At 28.4% G+C, this 22,284-nt stretch carries 21 protein-coding genes; 18 read left to right on the forward strand and 3 right to left on the reverse strand.

The genetic code is table 11. The annotated features are described in order from the left end of the window. Nucleotides 1-3: 3 nt before the first annotated feature. From H518_RS0108225 to galE, 18 genes are all read left to right on the forward strand, one after another. Complete coding sequence (locus H518_RS0108225) at nt 4-1,014, forward strand: polysaccharide biosynthesis protein (RefSeq protein WP_028888609.1); 1,011 nt, start codon at nt 4-6, stop codon at nt 1,012-1,014. 13 nt (nt 1,015-1,027) lie between these two features. Continuing rightward, nucleotides 1,028-2,116 (forward strand): DegT/DnrJ/EryC1/StrS family aminotransferase, encoded by a 1,089-nt coding sequence (locus H518_RS0108230; protein ID WP_028888610.1) that lies wholly within the window; start codon nt 1,028-1,030, stop codon nt 2,114-2,116. Between the two features lie 7 nt (nt 2,117-2,123). Next, nucleotides 2,124-3,200 (forward strand): DegT/DnrJ/EryC1/StrS family aminotransferase, encoded by a 1,077-nt coding sequence (locus H518_RS0108235; protein WP_028888611.1) that lies wholly within the window; start codon nt 2,124-2,126, stop codon nt 3,198-3,200. After that, complete coding sequence (locus H518_RS0108240; protein WP_028888612.1) at nt 3,190-4,122, forward strand: GNAT family protein; 933 nt, start codon at nt 3,190-3,192, stop codon at nt 4,120-4,122. Before H518_RS0108235 ends, H518_RS0108240 begins: the two co-directional genes overlap by 11 nt. Nucleotides 4,123-4,141: 19 nt before the next feature. Continuing rightward, entirely contained in the window at nt 4,142-5,134 is a 993-nt protein-coding gene (locus tag H518_RS0108245) for a 3-oxoacyl-ACP synthase III family protein (protein WP_028888613.1), read from the forward strand. Nucleotides 5,135-5,155: 21 nt separating this feature from the next. Further along, entirely contained in the window at nt 5,156-5,830 is a 675-nt protein-coding gene (locus H518_RS19525) for an SDR family NAD(P)-dependent oxidoreductase (protein ID WP_051263713.1), read from the forward strand. 70 nt (nt 5,831-5,900) lie between these two features. Next, entirely contained in the window at nt 5,901-7,373 is a 1,473-nt protein-coding gene (locus H518_RS0108255; protein ID WP_028888614.1) for an oligosaccharide flippase family protein, read from the forward strand. Nucleotides 7,374-7,378: 5 nt separating this feature from the next. Continuing rightward, a complete protein-coding gene (locus tag H518_RS0108260; RefSeq protein ID WP_028888615.1) occupies nt 7,379-8,503 on the forward strand; it encodes a glycosyltransferase family 2 protein in 1,125 nt (374 codons plus the stop codon). Nucleotides 8,504-8,579: 76 nt separating this feature from the next. Next, entirely contained in the window at nt 8,580-9,551 is a 972-nt protein-coding gene (locus tag H518_RS0108265; RefSeq protein ID WP_162143108.1) for an EpsG family protein, read from the forward strand. Next, the gene (locus H518_RS0108270; protein WP_028888617.1) at nt 9,552-10,511 is read left to right on the forward strand and encodes a glycosyltransferase family 2 protein; all 960 of its coding nucleotides are present in this window, start codon (nt 9,552-9,554) and stop codon (nt 10,509-10,511) included. 60 nt (nt 10,512-10,571) lie between these two features. Beyond that, a complete protein-coding gene (locus tag H518_RS0108275; protein ID WP_043706743.1) occupies nt 10,572-11,417 on the forward strand; it encodes an ATP-grasp fold amidoligase family protein in 846 nt (281 codons plus the stop codon). A gap of 17 nt (nt 11,418-11,434) precedes the next feature. Continuing rightward, nucleotides 11,435-12,226, forward strand: a complete 792-nt coding sequence (locus H518_RS0108280) for a glycosyltransferase (RefSeq protein WP_028888619.1) — start codon at nt 11,435-11,437, stop codon at nt 12,224-12,226. Further along, entirely contained in the window at nt 12,223-12,807 is a 585-nt protein-coding gene (locus tag H518_RS0108285; RefSeq protein WP_028888620.1) for a sugar transferase, read from the forward strand. The genes H518_RS0108280 and H518_RS0108285 overlap by 4 nt, the downstream gene beginning before the upstream one ends. 1 nt (nt 12,808) lies before the next feature. Further along, nucleotides 12,809-13,948, forward strand: a complete 1,140-nt coding sequence (locus H518_RS0108290) for a DegT/DnrJ/EryC1/StrS family aminotransferase (RefSeq protein WP_028888621.1) — start codon at nt 12,809-12,811, stop codon at nt 13,946-13,948. Nucleotides 13,949-14,036: 88 nt separating this feature from the next. Then, on the forward strand, nt 14,037-14,915 hold the full coding sequence (rfbA, locus tag H518_RS0108295) for a glucose-1-phosphate thymidylyltransferase RfbA (RefSeq protein ID WP_028888622.1): 879 nt from the start codon (nt 14,037-14,039) through the stop codon (nt 14,913-14,915). Further along, nucleotides 14,915-15,469 (forward strand): dTDP-4-dehydrorhamnose 3,5-epimerase, encoded by a 555-nt coding sequence (gene rfbC / locus H518_RS0108300; RefSeq protein ID WP_028888623.1) that lies wholly within the window; start codon nt 14,915-14,917, stop codon nt 15,467-15,469. The genes rfbA and rfbC overlap by 1 nt, the downstream gene beginning before the upstream one ends. 28 nt (nt 15,470-15,497) lie before the next feature. Beyond that, the gene (gene rfbB / locus H518_RS0108305) at nt 15,498-16,520 is read left to right on the forward strand and encodes a dTDP-glucose 4,6-dehydratase (RefSeq protein ID WP_028888624.1); all 1,023 of its coding nucleotides are present in this window, start codon (nt 15,498-15,500) and stop codon (nt 16,518-16,520) included. Nucleotide 16,521: 1 nt separating this feature from the next. Continuing rightward, nucleotides 16,522-17,544 (forward strand): UDP-glucose 4-epimerase GalE, encoded by a 1,023-nt coding sequence (gene galE, locus H518_RS0108310; protein WP_043706750.1) that lies wholly within the window; start codon nt 16,522-16,524, stop codon nt 17,542-17,544. Between the two features lie 48 nt (nt 17,545-17,592). Here the strand turns inward: galE and H518_RS0108315 are convergent, their stop codons facing one another. From H518_RS0108315 to H518_RS0108325, 3 genes are all read right to left on the reverse strand, one after another. Beyond that, entirely contained in the window at nt 17,593-19,443 is a 1,851-nt protein-coding gene (locus H518_RS0108315; protein ID WP_028888626.1) for a PBP1 and LysM peptidoglycan-binding domain-containing protein, read from the reverse strand. A 27-nt stretch (nt 19,444-19,470) separates the two neighbouring features. Continuing rightward, on the reverse strand, nt 19,471-21,006 hold the full coding sequence (gene guaA, locus H518_RS0108320; RefSeq protein ID WP_028888627.1) for a glutamine-hydrolyzing GMP synthase: 1,536 nt from the start codon (nt 21,004-21,006) through the stop codon (nt 19,471-19,473). A 62-nt stretch (nt 21,007-21,068) separates the two neighbouring features. Further along, nucleotides 21,069-22,133 (reverse strand): 3-oxoacyl-ACP synthase III family protein, encoded by a 1,065-nt coding sequence (locus H518_RS0108325; protein ID WP_028888628.1) that lies wholly within the window; start codon nt 22,131-22,133, stop codon nt 21,069-21,071. Nucleotides 22,134-22,284: the final 151 nt, after the last annotated feature.

Raw genomic sequence — 22,284 nt, forward strand, 5'->3', positions numbered from 1 at the left:
AATATGTTTAAGGATAAAGTATTAATGATTACTGGAGGAACAGGTTCTTTTGGTAATGCAGTATTAAATAAGTTTTTAGAATCTGATATTAAAGAGGTAAGAATCTTTAGTCGTGATGAAAAGAAACAAGAAGATATGAGAATCCAGTATAAAAATGATAAATTAAATTTTATTGTTGGAGATATTCGAGATTTTAAAAGTATTGACAACGCAATGAGAGGAGTAGATTTTCTATTTCATGCAGCAGCTTTAAAACAGGTTCCTTCTTGTGAGTTTTATCCGATGGAAGCTATTAAAACGAATCTTCTTGGAGCTGAAAATGTATTAGAAGCAGCAGCCTCTAATAATGTTAAAAAAGTCATAGTGTTAAGTACGGATAAGGCTGTTTATCCCATTAATACAATGGGGATGTCTAAGGCTATGATGGAGAAACTAGCTGTTTCAAAGGCAAGAGATTTTAGAGTAAAAGAAAACAAAGGAGTTATCTGCGCTACAAGATACGGTAATGTAATGGCTTCAAGGGGGTCAATCATCCCTTTGTTTATTAAGCAAATAAAGGAAGGGTCACCGTTAACTATAACAAATTCAGCAATGACAAGGTTTATGATGTCTTTAGAAGATTCTGTTAATCTTGTTATTTTTGCTTTTAATAATGCAAAACCGGGTGATATATTTGTTCAGAAATCACCTGCAGCAACAATTTTAATATTAGCAAAAGCATTAAAAGAATTGTTTAATGCTAATAATGAAATCAAAATTATTGGTGCTCGTCATGGTGAGAAAATGTATGAAACATTATGTGGTAGAGAGGAAATGTCTAAATCTGAAGATATGGGTGATTTTTACAGAGTCCCCGCAGATTTTAGAGATTTAAATTATACTAAATATGTTCAGGAAGATGGTCCTAGGTTAAAAAATGAGGAATACAATTCTGATAATACAACTATTTTAGATGTTGATGGAATGAAAAAATTATTATTAACATTAGATTATGTTAGAGAGGAGTTAAATTAAAACTGAAAAAACTATGATTCCATTAATTAAAACATTGTTACCTTCTAAAGAAATTCTAATGCCAAGATTAGAAGAAGTATTATATTCAGGATATATAGCACAAGGAGAAATAGTGAATGAATTTGAAGATAAATTTTCTAAGTTTATTGGAGCTAAAAATTGTTTGTCGGTTAATAGTGGTACATCAGCTTTACATATCGCTTTAATATTAGCAGGAGTAAAATCAGGAGATGAAGTAATTTCAACAGCAATAACCGCAGAGCCAACAAATACTGTAATTACTCAAACTGGCGCAAAAATTATTTGGGCAGATATAGATTTAAATACAGGTAATTTATGTCCAGATTCTGTTGAAAGTAAAATCACTGATAAAACCAAGGCTATTATAGCTGTAGATTATGCTGGTACACCAATTAATATTAAGAGGTTTCAAGAGATAGAAAAAAAATATAATGTATCTGTAATTCAAGATGCAGCTCATGCTTTGGGAGCTACTTACCAAGGTGAAAAGTTAGGGAATCATTTTAAATATACAACCTTTTCTTTTCAAGCGATTAAACATATGACTACTGTTGATGGTGGTATGATTTGTATAAAAGATGATGATGAATTTGAAAGAGCAAAATTAATTCGATGGTTTGGAATTAAAAAAGGTGTTAGTCGTTTAGAAAATAATATTGAAGTTCAAGGATATAAATATCATATGAATAATGTAAATGCTACAGTTGGAATTGTTCAATTAGAAAGCATAAAAAAAACTATAGATATTTATATTGAAAATGGTAAATATTATGACGAAGTCTTAAAAGGTATTGATGGGATTGAGTTATTAAATTATTATGAAAACTCTCAACCATCCTATTGGTTGTATACCTTAAAAGTAGACAGAAGAGTTGATTTTATAAAGGCAATGGCAAAAAACGGAATTATGGCTTCCGAGCTTCATAAACGGAATGATGTTCATTCACTTTTTTCAGAATTTAAGACTGAGTTGCCAAATGTAGACAAGTTTGAAAAAACATGGGTACATATACCTTCAGGTTGGTGGGTTACAAAAGAAGATCGAAAGAAAATTGTTAATTGTATAAAACAAGGATGGTAAAAATAATATGATACCAATATTTAAACCATATATGCCAGAAAATTTATCAAAAGGAATAGAAGAAATACTCTATTCAGGTAAATTAGCTTTCGGTGAAAAGGGAAAGGAATTTGAAGAGAAATTATCAAAGTACATAGGTAATGAAAAAACACTAACGGTTAGTTCATATAATCATGCACTGTTAATTGTTTTATCAACATTAGGATTAAAACCAGGAGATGAAGTAATTGCTTCTCCAGTAAGTTGTTTAGCGTCTAACCAACCTTTTGTTGTGAAAGGTTTAAAAGTCGTTTGGGCTGATGTAAATCCATTTTCAGGTGCATTGTTGGTTGAAGATGTTCGTTCTAGAATAACACCTAAAACAAAAGCTATTTTTCATAATCATTATTGTGGGTATTTAGGTCATATTAATGAAATGAATGCTTTAGGAAAAGAATATGGAATACCTGTAATAGATGATTGTATAGAGGCTTTTGGATCTGAATTAAGCGGAAATAAAACAGGTAACTTAGGAACAGATATTACTGTTTTTTCATTTCAAACTGTACGTTTACCTAATACTATTGATGGAGGAGCCATTGTTTTTAACGATGAGGAAATGTTTGATAAAGCTAAAAAAATACGTGATTATGGTATTGAAAGAAGCTCTTTTAGAGATGAATTAAATGAAATTAATCCTAATTGTGATATTCTTTTAGAAGGGTATGGAGCGCTTATGGGAGAGGTTAATTCATTTATAGGTTTACATCAAATGAACGAAATAGATGTGTTATTGAAAAAACAGCGAAATAATGCCGAGTTTTGGAATGATAAAATAAAAGAAATGTCTGATATCACTTCTTTAGAAATGAATCCAAATTCATCTCCTAATAATTGGGTGTATGGAGTTATAACACAAGATAAAATAGAAACTATAAAATCGTTTAGAAACCAAGGTTTTTATGCAACAAGTGTACATATAAATAACAATATTTATAGTGTTTTTAATAATAATGTAGAACTAAAAGGGGTTTCAGAATTTATGAATAATTTTGTAGCACTTCCATGCGGATGGTGGGTAAATACAGAAAAAGATGAAAAATAGAAATAAATTTGATTATGGAATAATAGACCCTTGTGAAATTCGATATAAAGAATTGCATAATGCTTTATTTAAAGGAGCATCAATTTCCAATGATTGGATTAGTTGGTATCATAAGGATATTCCAAATACGTTAAATTCTGAAACAATAACTTATGCTGCTTTTGATGGGGATATTTTAATTGGAATTTGGAGTGTTGAACCTAAATTAATGAATTTAAATGGCAAAAAAATTAATGTCGGAAGATGTTTTGCTGTAGGTATCCATGAAGGCTATAGAAGACTTGGGTTATTTGTTTCTTTAAGTGAGTTTGCAATTAAATCCGAAAAAGAAAGAGGAGAGTTTGAATATGTTTTAGGATTTCCTCAAAAAGGGAGGTCTGTTATTGGAGGGCATTTAAAAGCAGGCTGGGAACATGTACAAGAGATTGATATTTATAGTATTTCTACATTTGAGAAAGATGACGAATATTCTTTCTCTAATGTAGAAATAATAAAAAATTTTGAGTCAATTAAATTTCCATCAAATATAAATGGAAGTTTAATTGAAAACCCTGAATATAAAAATACTAGATGGCTTAACCATCCTGATTTATATTACATATGCTTAAAATATAAAAAATCATTTTTGATTTTAAAAGTATATTCTAATTTTTGTCATATAGTTGATTTTAATGGTGAAAGAAAAGAAGTGTCTCATCTTTTAAAGTCTGCTAAAGTTTTAGCATATAGACATGGATGGGAAGAAATTAATATTTGGGCAGGAGAAAATGAATTTTTTATTAATGAAATAAAGAAAACAGGTTTTACAAAAGGAGCTAAATACGGACTGCCAATCTCTATGATAGCAGTTAGAATAAATAAAACTATCCCTTTATCGTTAGAAATGTGTCATCTTCAAATGGGGATTGAAGAAGGATATTAAAATAAATAAAATAATTTTGATGAAACAGCTCGTTAGAAATGCTAGAATTATTGGAACGGGGTCTTATACACCTGAAAAAATATATACAAATGAGTATTTAGAAACTATTTTACCAACAAATTCAAAATGGGTTTTTGATAATTTAGGAATAAAAGAAAGACATATTGCTGATGAAAATGAAGCAACAAGTGATTTAGCGTGGAAAGCAGGGAAAAGAGCTATTGAAAATGCAGAGTTATCAAAAGATGATATCGATTTAATTATAGTTTGTACAGCAACGCCAGATAGATTAGCTCCTTCAACAGCTTGTATTGTTCAAGACAAATTAAAAGCATATAATGCGGTGGCATTTGATGTTTCAGCAGTTTGTAGCGGGTTTTTATTTGGAATGTCTGTCGCTTCCCAATATATATCAAGCGGGGTGTATGATAATGTTCTTGTAATCGGTGCAGATACCTTTTCCAAAATAACAGATTGGACTAGAAGAGATGCAGTTTTCTTTGGAGATGGAGCAGGAGCAGCGGTAATATCACATTCAAATGTAAATGGAGGATTCTTAGCTTATAGACTATATTCTGATGGAAGAGGAAAAGAAAATTTTACTATTCCTGGCGGAGGATCAGAATTCCCTACAAGTTCTAAAACACTAGAGGAAGGAAAGCATTTTTTTCAAATGAATGGAAGAGCTGTTTATGAAACAGCAACAAAAGTATTGCCAAAAGCCATAAATCAAGTTTTGGAAGACACGGGGCTTACTATTGACGATATCGATTTAATGGTTCCTCATCAACCTAGTATTGGGATTCTAAAGAAAACCGCAGAATTGATCGGATTACCTTTTGAAAAAGTTATGACGAATATGGATAGATATGCAAATACTTCTGGAGGTACTTTACCTATTTTATTAGATGAAGTACATAGATCTGGGAAAATTAAAAAAGGAGATAGAATTCTTTTTGCGGCTGTTGGTAGTGGTTGGACATATGGGGCGTCAATTATAAAATGGGTTTAAAAAAATAATTATAAAAAATATATGGTAATAATAATAGGTGCGTCAAGAGGGATTGGAAGTTTTCTTTTTGAGAAGTTTCAGTCATTAGGTATACAAGTATTAGGAACTTATAATTCTACTTTTTTAAATAAAGAGGGGTATTCTAAAATTGATGTAACAGATTTTAATCAAGTTTCAGATTGGATCAAAAAGAATGAAGATATTCTTGAAGAGGTTACTTTAATAAATTGTGCGGGAATTACATATAATTCTTTTGCTCATAAAAGTGATCCTGAATTATGGAAGAAGGTAATAGATGTTAATTTAATTGGATCATTTAATAGTATTAGGGCTATTTTACCAATTATGAGGTTACAAAAGTTTGGAAGAATTATTAACTTTTCATCTATTGTTGCTTCTAAAGGGACTCCTGGTGTTAGTGCTTATGCAGCTTCTAAATCTGCATTATGGGGTTTAACAAAATCATTAACGCAAGAGAATGCTGGGTTGAATATAACTATTAATAATATAAATATGGGGTATAGTGAGTTAGGGATGATAGATCAGGTACCAAAAAAATTTTTAGCCCCCTTAATAAAACAAATACCAGCTCAAAAATTATGTAGTCCAGAAGATATTTTTAAAACGGTACAATATTTAATTGATTGTAGTTATACTAATGGAGCTTCAATAGATGTAAATGGAGGTTTATTCTAAATTCTTACAATATAGAGAAATGAGTTAACTTAAAATAATTAAGAGTTTTCTAAATTAGAATCAATAAAAATTGAAAGAAGAAAAATATAAAAATATTTTTAAATCTACTTTTTTATTTGCAGGTGTTCAAGTTGTAAATATTTTATGTAAAGTGATTTTAAATAAAATAATAGCTGTTGTATTAGGACCTAATGGTATTGGTATTATTGGGTTGTATCAATCGACAATAAACTCTTTGAAAACTCTTGGAGATATGGGGATTTCACAAAGTGCGATTAAAGATGTGTCTGAAGCTGAAATAGAATATGATAAGTCTCGAAAAATTTCGATAATTAATAATATTGTTATTGGAACGTCAATATTTGGAGGTTTATTAACTTTAGTTTTATCACCATTTTTAAGTCGTTGGGTTTTCGGTAACGAAGAACACATTTATAGCTTTATGGCTATTTCAATAGTCGTAATATTTTATATTCTTGGTGAAAGTCAATTAGCCATTTTAAAAGGCATAAGGAAATTAAAAGATTTAGCAAAAGCAAGTATATTTGGTACTTTAATAGGTAGTTTTGTTGGAGGAGTGTTATATTTTTTTTTAAAAGAAAAAGGAATTGTTTTAGCATTGATTTGTGTTTCTATCTGTTATTTTATCTTTCCTAAAATATATGTATATCGATTAAAAATGAAACAACACGAAGTTTCTTTTTTTGAGGTTATAAATGAGAGTAAAGAAATGCTAAAGATGGGGGTAACATTAATGATTACTACATTTTTAACATTTTTTGTTGAGTTTTTGATAAGAGCATATATACTAAAGCATTCAAATTTAGAAATGGTTGGATTGTTTCAAGTGGGGACAACTATATTATCAGGGTATTTTGGAATAGTAATAACAGCATTAATTACCGATTATTATCCAAGAATAGCAGCTATAAATAAAAAAAATGATTTATTAGAGGAAGAACTTAATAAACAAATAAAAGTAGGTTTTCTTTTATTAGGTCCTTTAGTTGTTGGTTTTGTTCTTTTGATGAAGCTTTTTTTAACATTATTATATTCTGAAAGTTTTATTACTGCCTCTGATTATATTATTTTTGCAATTTTTGGTGTATTAATAACAATTGCGTCAAATCCAATGGATTTGATTTTAGTAGCAAAATCAGAAGCAAAATTGTTTTTATTCATCTGTATTGGTTATAGAGTAATCCATGTTTTTTTGTGCATTATGGGATTTAATATAGCTGGATTATCGGGACTGGGAATTGCTTTTTTTATATTAACTATAATTCACTTTAGTATTATGCTTTTAGTTAATAAATATAAATTTAAAATACTATTACATGGTAGTACTTGGTTAAGTATTTTAACGGTATTTATTTTTGCTTTAAGTGCTGTTTTAATATTAAAATTAAATTTAATTTATTTAAAGTTTTTTTTAGGGATTTCTGTTTTTTGTTTAACTCTATTGTATAGTTTATATATAATGAAAAAAGAGATGGGGATAAATGTATTGAGTTTTATAAAAAAAAATAAGCTAAATAAATAGAAATCATGGATGGAAGACTTAGACCTTTATTAAGTATTTGTATACCAACAAAGAATAGACAAGAATTTTGTAAGCAAGTTATTTCTAGTGTGTTATCATACAAGAATAATTGTTTTGAATTAATTATTCAAGATAACTCTGATGATAATTCATTGTCTGAATTTGTTTCTACGATAGATGATCAAAGATTAAAATATTTATATATAAAGAAATCATTGTCATCGCAAGAGAATATGAACATTTCTATTGATAGATCTTTAGGTAATTATGTGTGTATGATTGGAGATGATGATGTCGTATTACCTACTGTATTTGAAGTTATTGATTACATGGTGAAAAATAATATAGACTCTGTGTGCCCTGCATATCATCCTTCCTATGATTGGCCAAACCCAAAGATAGGAACTAATGGAGTGTTTAAAATAATTGAGTATAAAAAACAACCATTTATTCGGTATTTGAATATTAATAAAACTCTTAAAACTCTTTTTAAAAAAGGAATTATAGATTATCAACAATATCAACTTCCAAGAATTTATCACGGAATTATAAGACGAGATATATTGGAAAAAGTTTATGAAAAAGCAGGTTGTTATTTCAGAGCATTATCGCCAGATATATATTCAACAATAGCATTATCTTCACAAGTTAAAAACCATGTAGTTTTAAATATACCAGTTTCTGTTTTAGGTTCTTGTCCGAAGAGTACAACTTCACAGAATCAAACAGGAGGGCATAGAGGTGAGTTAAGTGATTGCCCGCATTTAAAACATAGAGATGATTATATTTGGGAGGAATTAATACCAAAATTTTATAGTGTTGAAACTATTTGGGCTGAAAGTGCTATTAAAGCGGCTAGAGATTTTGAATTAAATGAATTAATCAGTGTTTTTAATTTAAAAAGATTTAATATAGTTGCTTTAGCTAGAAGTAAAAGTATAAAAGAAATAATATTTAGAGAACTTAAAGTAAATAACCTTTTTTATAAAAGTGTTTTTCTAATAAAAACAAATATTTATTACGTGTTAAATTTTACAAAAAGAGCTTTTATTAAAATATTCTTGAAGAAGACAAGAAAATTTGTTGATGTTAAAAATATTTCTGAAGCATTAAAAATAGTTGCAAAATAAGATGGAAGCTTATTTTGGGTTGTTAATAGTAATACTTTTGTTACTTTTATTGTCTCTAAGAGATAAAAGTAACTTTATGGTTAAAATTATTTTTATTGTTTTAGCTTTTTTTTCAGGTCTCAGGTTTAAAGTTGGAATTGATTTTGAAAATTATTTAAACTTTTATAGTTATGTTAATAGCACTAAAGAGTTGACAAAAGAACCTGGTTTTGGATATATTGTTTTTTATTTAAAAAAATGGTTAAAAGAACCTCAGTTTTTCTTTATCTTATTTGCTTTTTTGACACAATATTTTTATTATAAAATTATTACAAAACAAAGTCAAAATATTAAATTATCTATACTATTATATTTATGTGTAATATCTTTTTATTTGTTTTCTTTTAATGTAATTAGACAAACATTGGCTGTGGCTGTATTTTTATATTGTCTTCCATTTATTACAAATTTAAAAATAAAGACGTTTTTTACTTATATTATTACAACAACTTTTTTTATTCATTTATCAATAATATTCTTTATTCCACTATATTTTGTTTTAAGAAAAAACATTAATTTTATATATAAATTATTAATGTTTGGAGGAGCTTTAATAGCAGGTTTTTTTATTAAGTTTATAATAATTTATACAGGTTACGATTCTTATTTAGATAAAGGAGATGCTTATGGTACAAAAATAACTATGGCAATTTATGCTTTCTTAATACTAGCTTTCATAATAGAACTAACTAGAAGTAAATTTAAAGAAAGCTTAGAAGAAAGAGTTTTGTTTAATATGAACACAATTGGTATTTGTGTTTTGCTTGTCTTAATAATGCAAACAAACTCGGCGATAATATTATCAATAAAAAGAATTCACAATTACATCTTAGCTAGTTACATTTTGATAATACCTATTTTGATAAATAAAACAAGGATAAATAACGAAGGGAAAAGATTCATTCGTTTTATTCTTACATTTATTCTTATATTAATGTATTGTACATATATAATAAATAATGGGAAAGATATGAAATTAATACCTTATGAAATTAATTTACCTTTTTAAATGAAATATTCAGTAATTATTCCATGTTATAATGTTGAGAATTCTGTTAGAGAAACAATTAATTCTGTTTTAGCTCAAACATATAAAGATTTCGAGATTTTGATCATTAATGATGGTTCAACAGATAATACAAAAACGATTTTATCGGATTACGAGTTAAATGAAAAGATAGTTGTTTTAGATAAGCCAAACGGAGGTGTTTCTTCCGCAAGGAATATGGGGATTGCTAAGTCGACAGGAGATTATATTTATTTTTTGGATGCAGATGATAGAATCGAAGAAAATTTTTTTAAAAAAAATACTGATTTTTTAAAAAAAGAAGGGGATCTCAATTTAATTTCTTTTGGTTTCAAGATTTTAAAATTAAATGGAGAGATTGTATTTAAACTAAATGATAAATTTAAAAATGCTACATACGAAAGTAAAAGAGTTTTGAATAGTTATTTAATTAATAAATTCAATCAACATATTTGTTCTATTATTATTAATAGAGAATTCTTACTGAAAACTAAAGTTACCTTTGATGAAGGTATGACAAATGGAGAGGATTTGTTATTTCAAATAAAGTTGATGTTAAAAACATCTAAAATAGGATGTGTTTTGAATTCATATTACATTTATCAGATTAGAGATGCATCTGCTGTTACTTCTAAAATCACAGAAAGAAGAATTAATTCATTTGATAATTTCACAATCGAAGGAGGTTATATTATTAATAGTGATAAAATAGATATTGATGTACGTGAAAATTTAAAAGTGTATTTAGGTTATGTTTTTTTTTCGTTATTAAGAAAAGCATTGAAAACAAATGAAGCGAAATATGTAGAACTTGTTAAAAAAAGAGATGCTATTTTAAATTTTTCGACAGGATTTATTTTGAATAAAGTTTATTTACAAGTTGAAATATTAAAGTTTTTTTATAAAAAAAAATTTAATATTCTAAAGTATATTTTAAAATAAGTGCTCTGAATTTTTTGTAGTAAAGTATAAATAGTAGATATATAATAGCCATAATAAAAAATGATGAAAAATATTATTAAATTACTTGTAAGTATGTCTGATAAAAACTTTATAAAGTTAAAATATTTTATTAAGTTTAAAAGGAGATTAAATTTAATTGAACCGAGAACATTTAATGAGAAATTACAATGGTTGAAAATTAATGATAGAACAGAATTACACACTAAATGTGCTGATAAATTTTTAGTAAGAGAATATATAAAAAAACAAATAGGTGAAAAATATTTAGTACCTCTTATTTTCTCAACGAAAAACGTAAAAGAGATTTCCCCTGAAAAATTGCCAGATTTTCCTTTTATAATAAAAACAAATCATGACAGTGGGACTTATTTTATTGTTAGAAATAAAAGTGAAGTAGATTGGGTGAAAGTAAGAAAAAAACTGAAAAAGGCACTTAGTTTAAATTATTATTATCAAGGCCGAGAATGGCAATATAAAAATATTACTCCGTGTATAATAGTCGAGAAATTACTTTATACTGATAATGGTAAAGTTCCACAAGATTTGAAGTTTCATTGTTTTAACGGTGGAGTAAAGTTCATTCAAGTTGATATAGATAGGGAGACTAATCATAGAAGAAGTTTATTTGATAAAGATTGGAATTTGCTAGATTTTGGATTGCATTACCCAAGAGGTAATGTGGTAGAAAAACCAAAACGAATAAATGATTTAATTGAATTAGTTGAGAAATTATCAGAGAATTTTCATTTTGTAAGGATTGATTTTTATGAATTAGACAGTATGATTTATTTTGGGGAAATTACTTTTCATCCAGGTTCTGGTTTTGAAAAATTTGATCCTAAGAATAAAGATTTAGAATATGGCAATGTACTTAAACTAGAATAATATATTAGAAATTATACATGAGCAAATTAGCTGTTATTTTACCAGTATATTCTGGAGATAATTTAGATTTTTTTAAAAAATCTGTTTCAAGTATCTTAAATCAAACTTATACAGAGTTTATTCTTTTTATTATTAAAGATGGGAGATTAAAAAAAGAACATGAGGTTTTTTTAAGTTCCATTAGAGATACTAGACTTAATCTTATAGGAATTAAAAAAAACAAAGGATTACCTAATGCTTTAAATATAGGTATAAAAAAAGCTTTACATAGTGGTGTTGAATATATTGCAAGAATGGATGCAGATGATATTGCAAAGCCGAATAGGTTATTAAACCAGATTAAGTTTTTAGAGGAAAACAGAGAAGTTAAAATCTTAGGATGTGAGGCAGTGTTAATTGATGAAAATGCTAATCAAATTGGAAATAAGAAAGTTAAGGAGGAAGTAACATTTAAAACTCTTTTAAAAAATTGTGAATTAATACACCCTTCAGTAGTTTTTAGGGCTGATGTTTTTGAAAAAATTGGCTTTTATGATGTTAGTTTAAGTAAAAGCCAAGATTACGATTTATGGTTAAGAGCTGCTAAAGAAAAAATTGTAATTAGGAATTTAAAAGAGCCTTTAATGCAATTTCGATATGAAAGACAATTAATTAAAAGAAGAAAAGATGAGCAGAAATTCAACATTTTAATAAAAAGAAAACACTTAAAAGGACTATCATTCTATACTTCAATTATTAAGCATCTGCTAATAATGTATATCCCTACTTTTTTATTGAAAAAGATATTAGAATTTAAAATAAGAAAATGAAATTACTTTTTGACAAAATTATGTCCTTTCTGGGTTTGATATTCCTATTCCCTTTATTTATAGTTGTATATTTTTTAATAAAGATAAAGATGCCTGGTGGAAGTCCTATTTTTACACAAAAAAGAGTTGGGGCTTATGGAAAATTATTTATTTTATATAAATTTAGGTCGATGGTTGTAGCTCATTCAGGATCTTCAATTTCAGTAGCAGGAGAAAATAGAATAACGCCTTTTGGTGCTATTATTAGAAAATATAAAATAGATGAGTTACCTGCTTTATGGAATGTCTTAAAAGGAGAAATGAGTTTTGTGGGACCAAGACCCGATGTTCCAGGTTATGCTGATAATTTAAAAGGTGATGATAGATTGATTTTAAAATTGAGACCAGGAATTACAGGAACAGCTAGTTTAAAATATTCAAATGAAGAAGAAGTATTAGCAAAACAGCAAGACCCAATTAAATATAATAATGAAGTAATTTATCCTGATAAAGTGAAAATTAATTTAGAATATTATCACAATCATACTTTCTTTGGAGATTTAAAAATAATTATAAACACTGTTTTTAGAACAAATTATTAATATGAAAGAAAAAATTTGGCTTTCTTCTCCACACATGGGAGGTACAGAACAAAAATACGTGCAAGAAGCATTTGATACTAATTGGATAGCACCACTTGGGCCAAATGTAAACGGGTTTGAAAAAGATTTAGAAAATTATATCGGTGAAAATTCAAGTGTTGCTTGTTTAGTGTCTGGTACCGCTGCTATACATTTAGCTTTAGTATTATCAGAAGTAGCATTAAACGATGATGTTATTTGTCAGAGTATGACTTTTTCAGCATCGGCAAATCCAATAAAATATCAAGGAGCTAATCCTGTTTTTATCGATAGCGAAAAAGACTCTTGGAATATGTGTCCAGTAGCATTAGAAGAAGCTATTGAAAAAGGAATATCAAAAGGTAAAAAACCAAAAGCTATTATTGTGGTTCATTTATATGGAATGCCTGCAAAAATGGATGAAATTTTAGCAATTTCAAAAAAATATGGTATTTCTTTAATTGAAGATGCCGCAGAAGCATTAGGTGCTACCTACAAAGGACAAAAATGTGGAACTTTTGGTGATTATGGAATATTATCGTTTAATGGAAATAAAATTATTACAACATCAGGAGGTGGTGCTTTAGTTTGTAAATCAGAAAAAGATAAACAAAAAGCCATTTTTTTAGCAACACAATCAAGAGATGATGCACCACATTATCAACATTCAGAAGTAGGTTATAACTATAGAATGAGTAATATTGTAGCGGGTATTGGTAGAGGGCAGATGGAAGTTTTAGATAAGCATATCAGTTATCGAAGAGCGAACAATGAATTTTATCAAGAGTTATTTAAAGATGTTGCAGGAATAACTGTTTTTAAAGAACCAACGCAAGATTATTATTCAAATCATTGGTTAAGTGCCATTGTTGTAGATGAAACTATAACAGGGTTTTCTAGAGAAGATTTAAGATTAAGTTTATTAGAAGATAATATAGAGTCTCGCCCTTTATGGAAACCAATGCATTTACAGCCTGTTTTTAAAGACTCAGATTATTACGGAATGAATGTGTCAGAAAAATTATTTGAAAAAGGATTGTGTTTACCATCAGGTTCTAACTTAACAGCTGATGATAGAAGTAGAATCAAAGAATCGATATATAAATTATTGAAAAAAAAATAATATAAATTAATTTTATTGAAAAAATAAAAGCTTAGGAATTTACCCTAAGCTTTATTTTTTATAAATTAGACGACGTTATTATAAAAAAATGAAAGGAATAATACTAGCAGGCGGATCAGGAACACGATTATATCCTATAACAAAAGGAGTATCAAAGCAGCTACTTCCTGTTTATGATAAGCCAATGATATACTACCCGTTATCTGTATTAATGCTTGCAGGGATAAAAGAAATTTTAATAATATCTACACCTATAGATTTACCTAGTTTTAGAAAATTACTTGGTGATGGTACAGATTTGGGAATCTCATTGAGTTATGAAATACAACCATCTCCAGATGGATTAGCACAAGCTTTCATTATAGGTGAAGAATTTATAGGAAATGATGATGTTAGTTTAATTCTGGGAGACAATATTTTCTATGGTCATGGATTACCTGAAATGTTACTATCAGCAAAAAAAAATGTAGAAAAAGAAAAAAAAGCTACAGTTTTTGGATATTACGTAAAAGATGCAGAACGTTACGGAGTAGTAGATTTTGACGATACGGGAAACGCTAAATCAATTATAGAAAAACCTAAGGATCCAAAGTCTAATTATGCAGTTGTTGGATTGTATTTTTACCCTAATAATGTTATTGATATAGCAAAAAAAGTAGAACCATCAAAAAGAGGAGAATTAGAGATAACATCCGTAAATCAGACATATTTAGAAAATGAAGAGTTAAAAGTTGAATTGTTAGGACGTGGTTTTGCTTGGTTAGATACCGGCACTCATGATTCGTTATTAGAAGCAAGTCAATTTATCGAAACTATTGAAAAACGTCAAGGTTTAAAAATTGCATGCTTGGAAGAAATAGCATTACACATGGGGTATATAAGTAAAGAACAAGTTATTAAATTAGCAGAGCCACTTAGTAAAAATAGTTACGGACAATATTTGTTAAATTTAGTAAAAGAAAACTAATGATTTTTACGAAAATAAAAATTCCTGAAGTGGTAATTATTGAACCGAAAGTGTTTAATGATGAAAGAGGTTACTTTTATGAATCATTTAATCAACATAAGTTTAATGAAAATATAGAAGAAATTAATTTTGTTCAAGACAATGAATCAAAATCTGTTTTTGGAACCTTACGAGGGTTACATTTTCAAAAACCACCATTTTCGCAAGCAAAATTAGTACGCTGCACTTTAGGTAAAGTATTAGATGTTGCAGTTGATATTAGAGTAGGTTCACCAACTTATGGAGAACATGTAACAGTTGAGTTATCCGAAGAAAATAAAAAACAATTATTTATTCCTAGAGGTTTTGCACATGGTTTTATCACTTTGTCAGAAGAAGCGATTTTCGCATATAAAGTAGATAATAAATACGCCCCAGAATGTGACTCAGGAATCATTTATAATGATTTAATGTTAAATATTGATTGGGGTCTTGATGAAGATAAATTAATACTTTCGTCAAAAGATAAAATATTAACAACTTTTAAAGATTTAGAAAGCCCGTTTGTTTTTTAATAGGTTTAGATTTTTTTAAATTCATTCGATGAAAAATATATTAATAACAGGAGGAGCAGGTTTTATAGGTTCACATGTTGTACGGTTATTTGTAAATAAATATCCAGAATACCATGTTTTTAATCTGGACGCTTTAACATATGCAGGAAATTTAGATAATTTAAAAGATATAGAAAGTAAACCAAATTACACTTTTATTAAAGGAGACATTTGTGATGAGATTCTAGTGAAAAGTATTTTTGAAGATCATAAAATAGATGAAGTTATACATCTTGCAGCAGAATCTCATGTAGATCGTTCAATTTCTGACCCCTTTTCATTTGTGAAAACAAATGTTTTTGGAACTTTAAATTTGTTAGAAAATGCTAAACATAGTTGGAAAGATAACACTAAAGATAAACTTTTCTATCATATTTCAACAGATGAAGTATATGGAAGCTTAAAAGAAAACGGTTTTTTTACTGAAAAAACAGCTTATGATCCACATTCACCATACTCAGCATCAAAAGCATCATCAGATCATTTTGTAAGGGCATTTTATGATACTTATGATTTACCTATTATAATTTCTAATTGTTCTAATAATTATGGACCAAATCAATTTCCAGAAAAATTGATACCACTTTTTATAGATAATATAGCTAATAATAAACCATTACCAGTTTATGGAAAAGGAGAAAATATTAGAGATTGGTTATATGTAAAAGATCACGCTAAAGCTATAGATATAATATCTCATAAAGGAAGAATAGGAGAAACGTATAATATAGGTGGTGATAATGAATGGAAGAATATTGATTTAATTAAGTTATTAATTAAAGAAGTCGATATTTTATTAAATAGAACCTCAGGACAATCAGATTGGTTAATAACCTATGTTACTGATAGGGCGGGGCATGATTATCGTTATGCAATAGATTCGACGAAGCTTAAACAAGAACTCGGATGGAAACCATCTTTAAAATTTGAAGAAGGAATTAAGAAAACTATTGAGTGGTATATAAAAAATCAAGATTGGACAGTTAATGCTGTCAATAAAAAAAATAATTAAAATGAAAAAAATATTAGTTACTGGAGGATTGGGCTTTATAGGTTCTCATGTTGTAGTAGAACTTCAAAATTCGGGATACGAAGTAACCATCATAGATAACTTATCAAATAGTAAAATTAATGTATTAGATAGTATAACTGAAATAACAGGAATAAAACCAAAGTTTTGTCAATTAGACTTAAGAGTAAAAGAAGAAGTAAAAGCTTTTTTTAAAGAAAATGTAATTGATGGAATTATTCATTTTGCAGCATTTAAAGCAGTGGGAGAGAGTGTTGAAAAACCGTTGGACTATTATGAAAACAACATAAATAGTTTAGTATATTTATTACAAGAAATACGTGATAGGAATATAGATAATTTTATATTCAGCTCATCATGTACAGTATACGGTCAAGCAGATGAATTACCTATTACAGAAAAAGCACCTATAAAACCTGCTGAATCTCCTTATGGAAATACAAAACAAATTGGTGAAGAGATAATAAAAGAAAGCTGTAATGCTTATAATAAAAATGCAATATCATTGCGTTATTTTAATCCAATAGGAGCACACGAAAGTGTTAAAATTGGAGAATTACCTATCGGAGTACCACAAAATTTAATACCGTATATAACACAAACAGCAATAGGTGACCGAGAAAGATTACTAGTTTTTGGTGATGATTATCCGACTATAGACGGAACAGCTGTTCGTGATTATATTCATGTAGTTGATTTAGCTAAAGCTCATGTAAAAGCTGTAGAACGATTAATAAATAAACAAAATGGTCAAAATTTTGAAAATTTTAATATCGGTACAGGTAAAGGAAGTTCTGTAATGGAGATTATTAAGACTTTTGAAAAAGTATCTGGAAAAACATTAAATTATGAAATAGTTCAAAGGCGTTTAGGAGACATTACAGCTGCTTACGCAGATACAACTATAGCTAATGAAGTATTAGGTTGGAAAAGTGAAAAAACATTAGAAGAAGCATTACTGTCTGCATGGAAATGGCAAGAGAAACAAACAACTAAAGATTTTTAAAATAAAAAAAGCGGTAAAATTTTAATTTTACCGCTTTTTTTATGAGAGTTATTTAAGCCTTGTTAAACTTAAATCCTTGTTATATTTTACAACGAATAAACCTTTGTTATTAACACTTCCTGAGCCCTTTTTGTAATAATCAAATTTGTTCTCTACACGAAGTGATACTCCTTCTTTAAAAGTCGTTGTTAGTTCTTTTCCTGAAGACAATCGCATTAGTACATCATAGGTAATATCAAAACCTTTAATAGCGTAATCAGAAGGAATTGTATTGTTTTTTCTGTAATAATTTGTATTAAACTTTTTTACGTTTTCAGAAGAATCATCTGTAAAAACATTAGAAACATAAGTGAAATCTACACTAGCTAACTTATTATTATCTATTTTATTATAGGCTTTGTTTTTTTCTATAGCAAATACATGAATGCTTATATCGTCAGGTAAGCCAATCATACTATTTAAAACATCAGCAACTGAAACATTTTTATTTGATGTAATGATTACCCAGTTGTGCTTTTTTGTAGTCATTTTTTTAGTAAAAAGATCTCTCTTAATATAGCCATCTTTTGGTTTTAAAACATGAATTTTATTTATTGAATCATGAGTTTTTAATTTGCTAATAATCTTTTCAACTTCCTGATTAGAACTTGCAGCTCCATCGCCTACGACAAAAATTTCTTCACCATTATAGTTTTCTTTTAAATAAGAAATTAAATAATCTGTGTAGTTACTTTTATCAGGGGCCGATTTAATTAGTTTAGAGGAAGAAAGTTTTTGTTGTTTACTCGAAAAGTGAGGAAAAACAACAGGGATGTTAACTTTATTAGCTATCATTTCTGTCTTTTCTGAATAAAAAGGCCCAATAATAACATCAGTATTATCTAATTTGCCTTCCTCTAAAATCGTCGGAACGTTATCATCTCTATTTCCTGTGTCAAAAACATTTACATTTACAGAAATACCTTGTTTTTTAATTGAGTCTATAGCCATTTCAGCACCCAAATAAAAATCGGTAACCATATTGGCTAAAGAGGCATATTTATTTTTTTTCTTATTAAATATGTTCGTTGCAGAAATTAAACTGTATTTTTTAGCTTTAAAAGGAAGTAAAATTGATAAATTAATAGATGTGTTCTCTTGAATACTATCTTTGTAAAAAGTATAGTTTTCATTAGGATTAACATCTTCAATAGGTTTTATTTTTAATAATTGGTCAATAGACAACTCATTGTTTACTATATTCGGATATTCGGGATTTAAACGGATTAAATCTTCCTTTGAAATATTATAAAATCGAGTTAAACTATAAACAGTTTCTTTACTTTTAACAGTGTGAGTTAAAAAATTTGTTAAAACTTCTTTCCTGTCAATTGTAATTGTTTTTTCAATTGATTTCACCTTCAAAACCTGACCAATACTTAAATCGTTATTTTTAATTCCAGGAAACTCAGGGTTCCATTTAATTAAATCATCCTTAGATATATTATACTCTTTAGTAATTCTATAAACAGTTTCTCCAGTGACAACAGTATGAGTATCGTATTCATATACTGTTTGTTGAAAAACATTATTTTCTGAATTTTCATTAGAATCGTTATCTGAGTTCTCTGTTTTTTCAGAGTCAGTAATAACTACTTCGCCTTTATCATTAGAAGAAGGTGAAGAAATTTCTTTTTTTATTTTTGGATTTGGAATAACAATTAGCGTATTCGCTTCAGGTCGTCGGCTAACATCAGGGTTTAAACGAAGTAAATCTTTCGTTTTCATATCCAGTCGTTTAGCAATGTCACGTATTGTTTCTCCTTCTTGTATTTTATACGTGACATACCGTTTTTGTTGACCACAGGAAACAGTAAAAGTTAAAATACAAATTAAAAGTAAAAATTGAAATTTCTTCATCTACATTATTTTTTTATTATAAGAACTTTATTCCCATTCAATGGTAGCAGGTGGTTTAGAGCTAATGTCGTAAACAACACGATTAACACCTTTTACATTATTTATTATTTTATTTGATATTTTTTGTAAAAACTCGTAAGGTAAATTTACCCAGTCTGCAGTCATACCATCTGTACTTTCAACAGCGCGTAAAGCAACTACTTTTTCGTAGGTTCTTTCATCACCCATTACTCCAACAGAGTTTACAGGTAGTAACATAGCTCCAGCTTGCCAAACTTTATCATACAAACCATCTTCTTTTAAACCATTAACGAAAATAGCATCTACTTCTTGTAAAATACGAACTTTTTCAGAAGTGATATCACCTAAAATTCTAATTCCTAAACCAGGACCAGGAAAAGGGTGTCTTCCTAATAAGTCTTTATCAATTCCCATTGAAGCACCTACACGACGTACTTCATCCTTAAAAATCATTCGTAAAGGCTCTACTATTTTTAGTTTCATAAAATCAGGTAAACCACCTACGTTATGATGACTTTTTATTGTTGCAGATGGACCTCCATTAACAGAAACTGATTCAATAACATCAGGATATATAGTACCTTGTGCTAACCATTTTGCATTTTCAATTTGGTTAGCTTCATCATCAAAAACTTCAATAAAAACTTTACCAATACTTTTACGTTTTGCTTCTGGATCAGATAATCCTGCTAGATCTTTTAAGAAACGTTCAGAAGCATCTACTCCTTTAACGTTTAATCCCATTCCTTCGTATTGTTTTAACACATTTTTATATTCGTCTTTACGAAGTAAGCCATTGTTTACAAAAATACAGTGTAAATTTTTACCAATAGCTTTGTGTAATAAAACAGCAGCAACTGTAGAATCTACACCACCTGAAAGTCCTAATACTACTTTGTCATCTCCAACTTTATCTTGTATTCCTTTAACAGTTTCGTCAACAAATGAATCTGGAGTCCATGTCTGAGCTACCCCAGCTATAGTAACTAAAAAATTTTCTAATAATTGTTTACCATCAGTAGAATGATATACTTCTGGATGAAATTGAATAGCATATGTTGTTTCTCCTTCAATTTTATAAGCTGCATTTTCTACATCATGAGTACTTGCTAATAAAGTTCCGCCACTAGGTAGTTCTTTAATAGTATCTGAATGACTCATCCAAACCTGACTTCCTGTAGAAATACCACTAAAGAAGACTTCGTTTTCTTTTACAAATGATAAATTCGCTCTACCATATTCACGAGTATTAGATGGAGCGACTAATCCACCAGAAAAATGCGCTAGATACTGTGCACCATAACAGACAGCAAGTAAAGGTTTTTTACCTCTAATTTCTGATAAATCTGGGTGTAAGACTCCTTCAGCCCTAACAGAATTTGGACTTCCTGATAAAATTACAGCTTTAAAGTCGTTTAAATTTTTTGGTATTTTGTTATATGGATGAATTTCACAGTAAATGTTCAATTCCCTAACACGGCGCGCAATAAGTTGTGTGTATTGCGATCCGAAATCTAAAATAAGTACGTTGTGTTGTTGCATGCGCAAAAATAGTACTTAGATTTTAGATTTTAAGTATTTGATTTTAGATTTTTTGAAGTTTTTTAATAGCGGTAAACAATTGCGTTTATATTCATTCCTGCACCAACAGATGCTAGTATAATAATGTCTCCTTCTTTTACTTCTTGATTTTCTATATTTCCTTTTAAAACCAAATCTAATAAAGTAGGTACTGTAGCAACTGAACTATTTCCTAACTTATGAATGCTCATAGGCATTATGCCATTAGGTACAGGTTTTTTGTATAATCTATAAAAACGTTTAATAATAGCATCATCCATTTTTTCATTTGCTTGATGGATAAATATTTTTTTAACCTCATTAATATCTATTTCACTTTTGTCTAAAGCAAACTTCATAGCTTTTGGCACATTATTTAAAGCAAATTCATAAATTTTACGTCCTTGCATTTTAATGTAACGGACATCCTTATCTAGGTTTTTATTAAAAGAGTTTCCAAAGAATAGATAATAGACTTCATCTTTAGTAAAGGTTTGAGTGGCGTGACTTAAAATACCATTATTGCTATTTTCTTTTAATTCAAGAACACATGCGCCTGCACCATCGCTATAAATCATAGAATCGCGGTCAAATTTATCAACAACTCTAGAAAGAGTTTCGCTACCAATAACCAAACATTTTTTAGCAATACCTGCTTTTATAAATGCTTGTGCTTGAATAACTCCTTCAACCCATCCAGGGCAACCAAATAAAATGTCATAAGCAACGCAATTAGGGTTTTCTATTTGAAGTAAATGTTTTACACGGCTCGCTAAACTAGGAAGAATATCACTTTGAATTGCTCCTTCTTTTACATCTCCAAAGTTATGAGCAAATATAATATAGTCTAATTCTTCAGGGTTTATGTTAGCATCTTTTATAGCGTTTTTAGCTGCAAAAAATGCTAAGTCAGATGATTTATACGATGTTTTAGCATAACGACGTTCTTCAATACCTGTTATCGATTTGAACTTTTCGATAATTATAGTGTTGCTATTTTCAAAAGAAGTTCCATCGTTATTAAAAAAAGAATTTTCTAAAAATTGACTATTATCTTTTTTTATAGAAGGTATGTATGAACCTGTTCCAGTAATTACTGCTGACGTCATTGTGATTTTTTAGGATATTATAATACAATTAAAGCATTTTTAATCAAATTAAGATGCTAATTAGTAGTCATTTTTTTAAAATTATATAATTCTTAAAAAACGAGGCTATAATTAATTTTCTAAAAAAAATGATTGATGTTTTTTTTGAATC

The organism is Tenacibaculum ovolyticum DSM 18103 (assembly GCF_000430545.1).
In the GTDB taxonomy this organism is placed as follows: domain Bacteria; phylum Bacteroidota; class Bacteroidia; order Flavobacteriales; family Flavobacteriaceae; genus Polaribacter; species Polaribacter ovolyticus.

Bases quoted from the DNA above. Each gene is read 5' to 3' on its own strand.
- H518_RS0108225 (WP_028888609.1), top strand. From the start codon at position 4: ATGTTTAAGGATAAAGTATTAATGATTACTGGAGGAACAGGTTCTTTT.
- H518_RS0108230 (WP_028888610.1), top strand. From the start codon at position 1,028: ATGATTCCATTAATTAAAACATTGTTACCTTCTAAAGAAATTCTAATG.
- H518_RS0108235 (WP_028888611.1), top strand. From the start codon at position 2,124: ATGATACCAATATTTAAACCATATATGCCAGAAAATTTATCAAAAGGA.
- H518_RS0108240 (WP_028888612.1), top strand. From the start codon at position 3,190: ATGAAAAATAGAAATAAATTTGATTATGGAATAATAGACCCTTGTGAA.
- H518_RS0108245 (WP_028888613.1), top strand. From the start codon at position 4,142: ATGAAACAGCTCGTTAGAAATGCTAGAATTATTGGAACGGGGTCTTAT.
- H518_RS19525 (WP_051263713.1), top strand. From the start codon at position 5,156: ATGGTAATAATAATAGGTGCGTCAAGAGGGATTGGAAGTTTTCTTTTT.
- H518_RS0108260 (WP_028888615.1), top strand. From the start codon at position 7,379: ATGGATGGAAGACTTAGACCTTTATTAAGTATTTGTATACCAACAAAG.
- H518_RS0108265 (WP_162143108.1), top strand. From the start codon at position 8,580: ATGGTTAAAATTATTTTTATTGTTTTAGCTTTTTTTTCAGGTCTCAGG.
- H518_RS0108270 (WP_028888617.1), top strand. From the start codon at position 9,552: ATGAAATATTCAGTAATTATTCCATGTTATAATGTTGAGAATTCTGTT.
- H518_RS0108275 (WP_043706743.1), top strand. From the start codon at position 10,572: ATGATGAAAAATATTATTAAATTACTTGTAAGTATGTCTGATAAAAAC.
- H518_RS0108280 (WP_028888619.1), top strand. From the start codon at position 11,435: ATGAGCAAATTAGCTGTTATTTTACCAGTATATTCTGGAGATAATTTA.
- H518_RS0108285 (WP_028888620.1), top strand. From the start codon at position 12,223: ATGAAATTACTTTTTGACAAAATTATGTCCTTTCTGGGTTTGATATTC.
- H518_RS0108290 (WP_028888621.1), top strand. From the start codon at position 12,809: ATGAAAGAAAAAATTTGGCTTTCTTCTCCACACATGGGAGGTACAGAA.
- rfbA (WP_028888622.1), top strand. From the start codon at position 14,037: ATGAAAGGAATAATACTAGCAGGCGGATCAGGAACACGATTATATCCT.
- rfbC (WP_028888623.1), top strand. From the start codon at position 14,915: ATGATTTTTACGAAAATAAAAATTCCTGAAGTGGTAATTATTGAACCG.
- rfbB (WP_028888624.1), top strand. From the start codon at position 15,498: ATGAAAAATATATTAATAACAGGAGGAGCAGGTTTTATAGGTTCACAT.
- galE (WP_043706750.1), top strand. From the start codon at position 16,522: ATGAAAAAAATATTAGTTACTGGAGGATTGGGCTTTATAGGTTCTCAT.
- H518_RS0108315 (WP_028888626.1), bottom strand. From the start codon at position 19,443: ATGAAGAAATTTCAATTTTTACTTTTAATTTGTATTTTAACTTTTACT.
- guaA (WP_028888627.1), bottom strand. From the start codon at position 21,006: ATGCAACAACACAACGTACTTATTTTAGATTTCGGATCGCAATACACA.
- H518_RS0108325 (WP_028888628.1), bottom strand. From the start codon at position 22,133: ATGACGTCAGCAGTAATTACTGGAACAGGTTCATACATACCTTCTATA.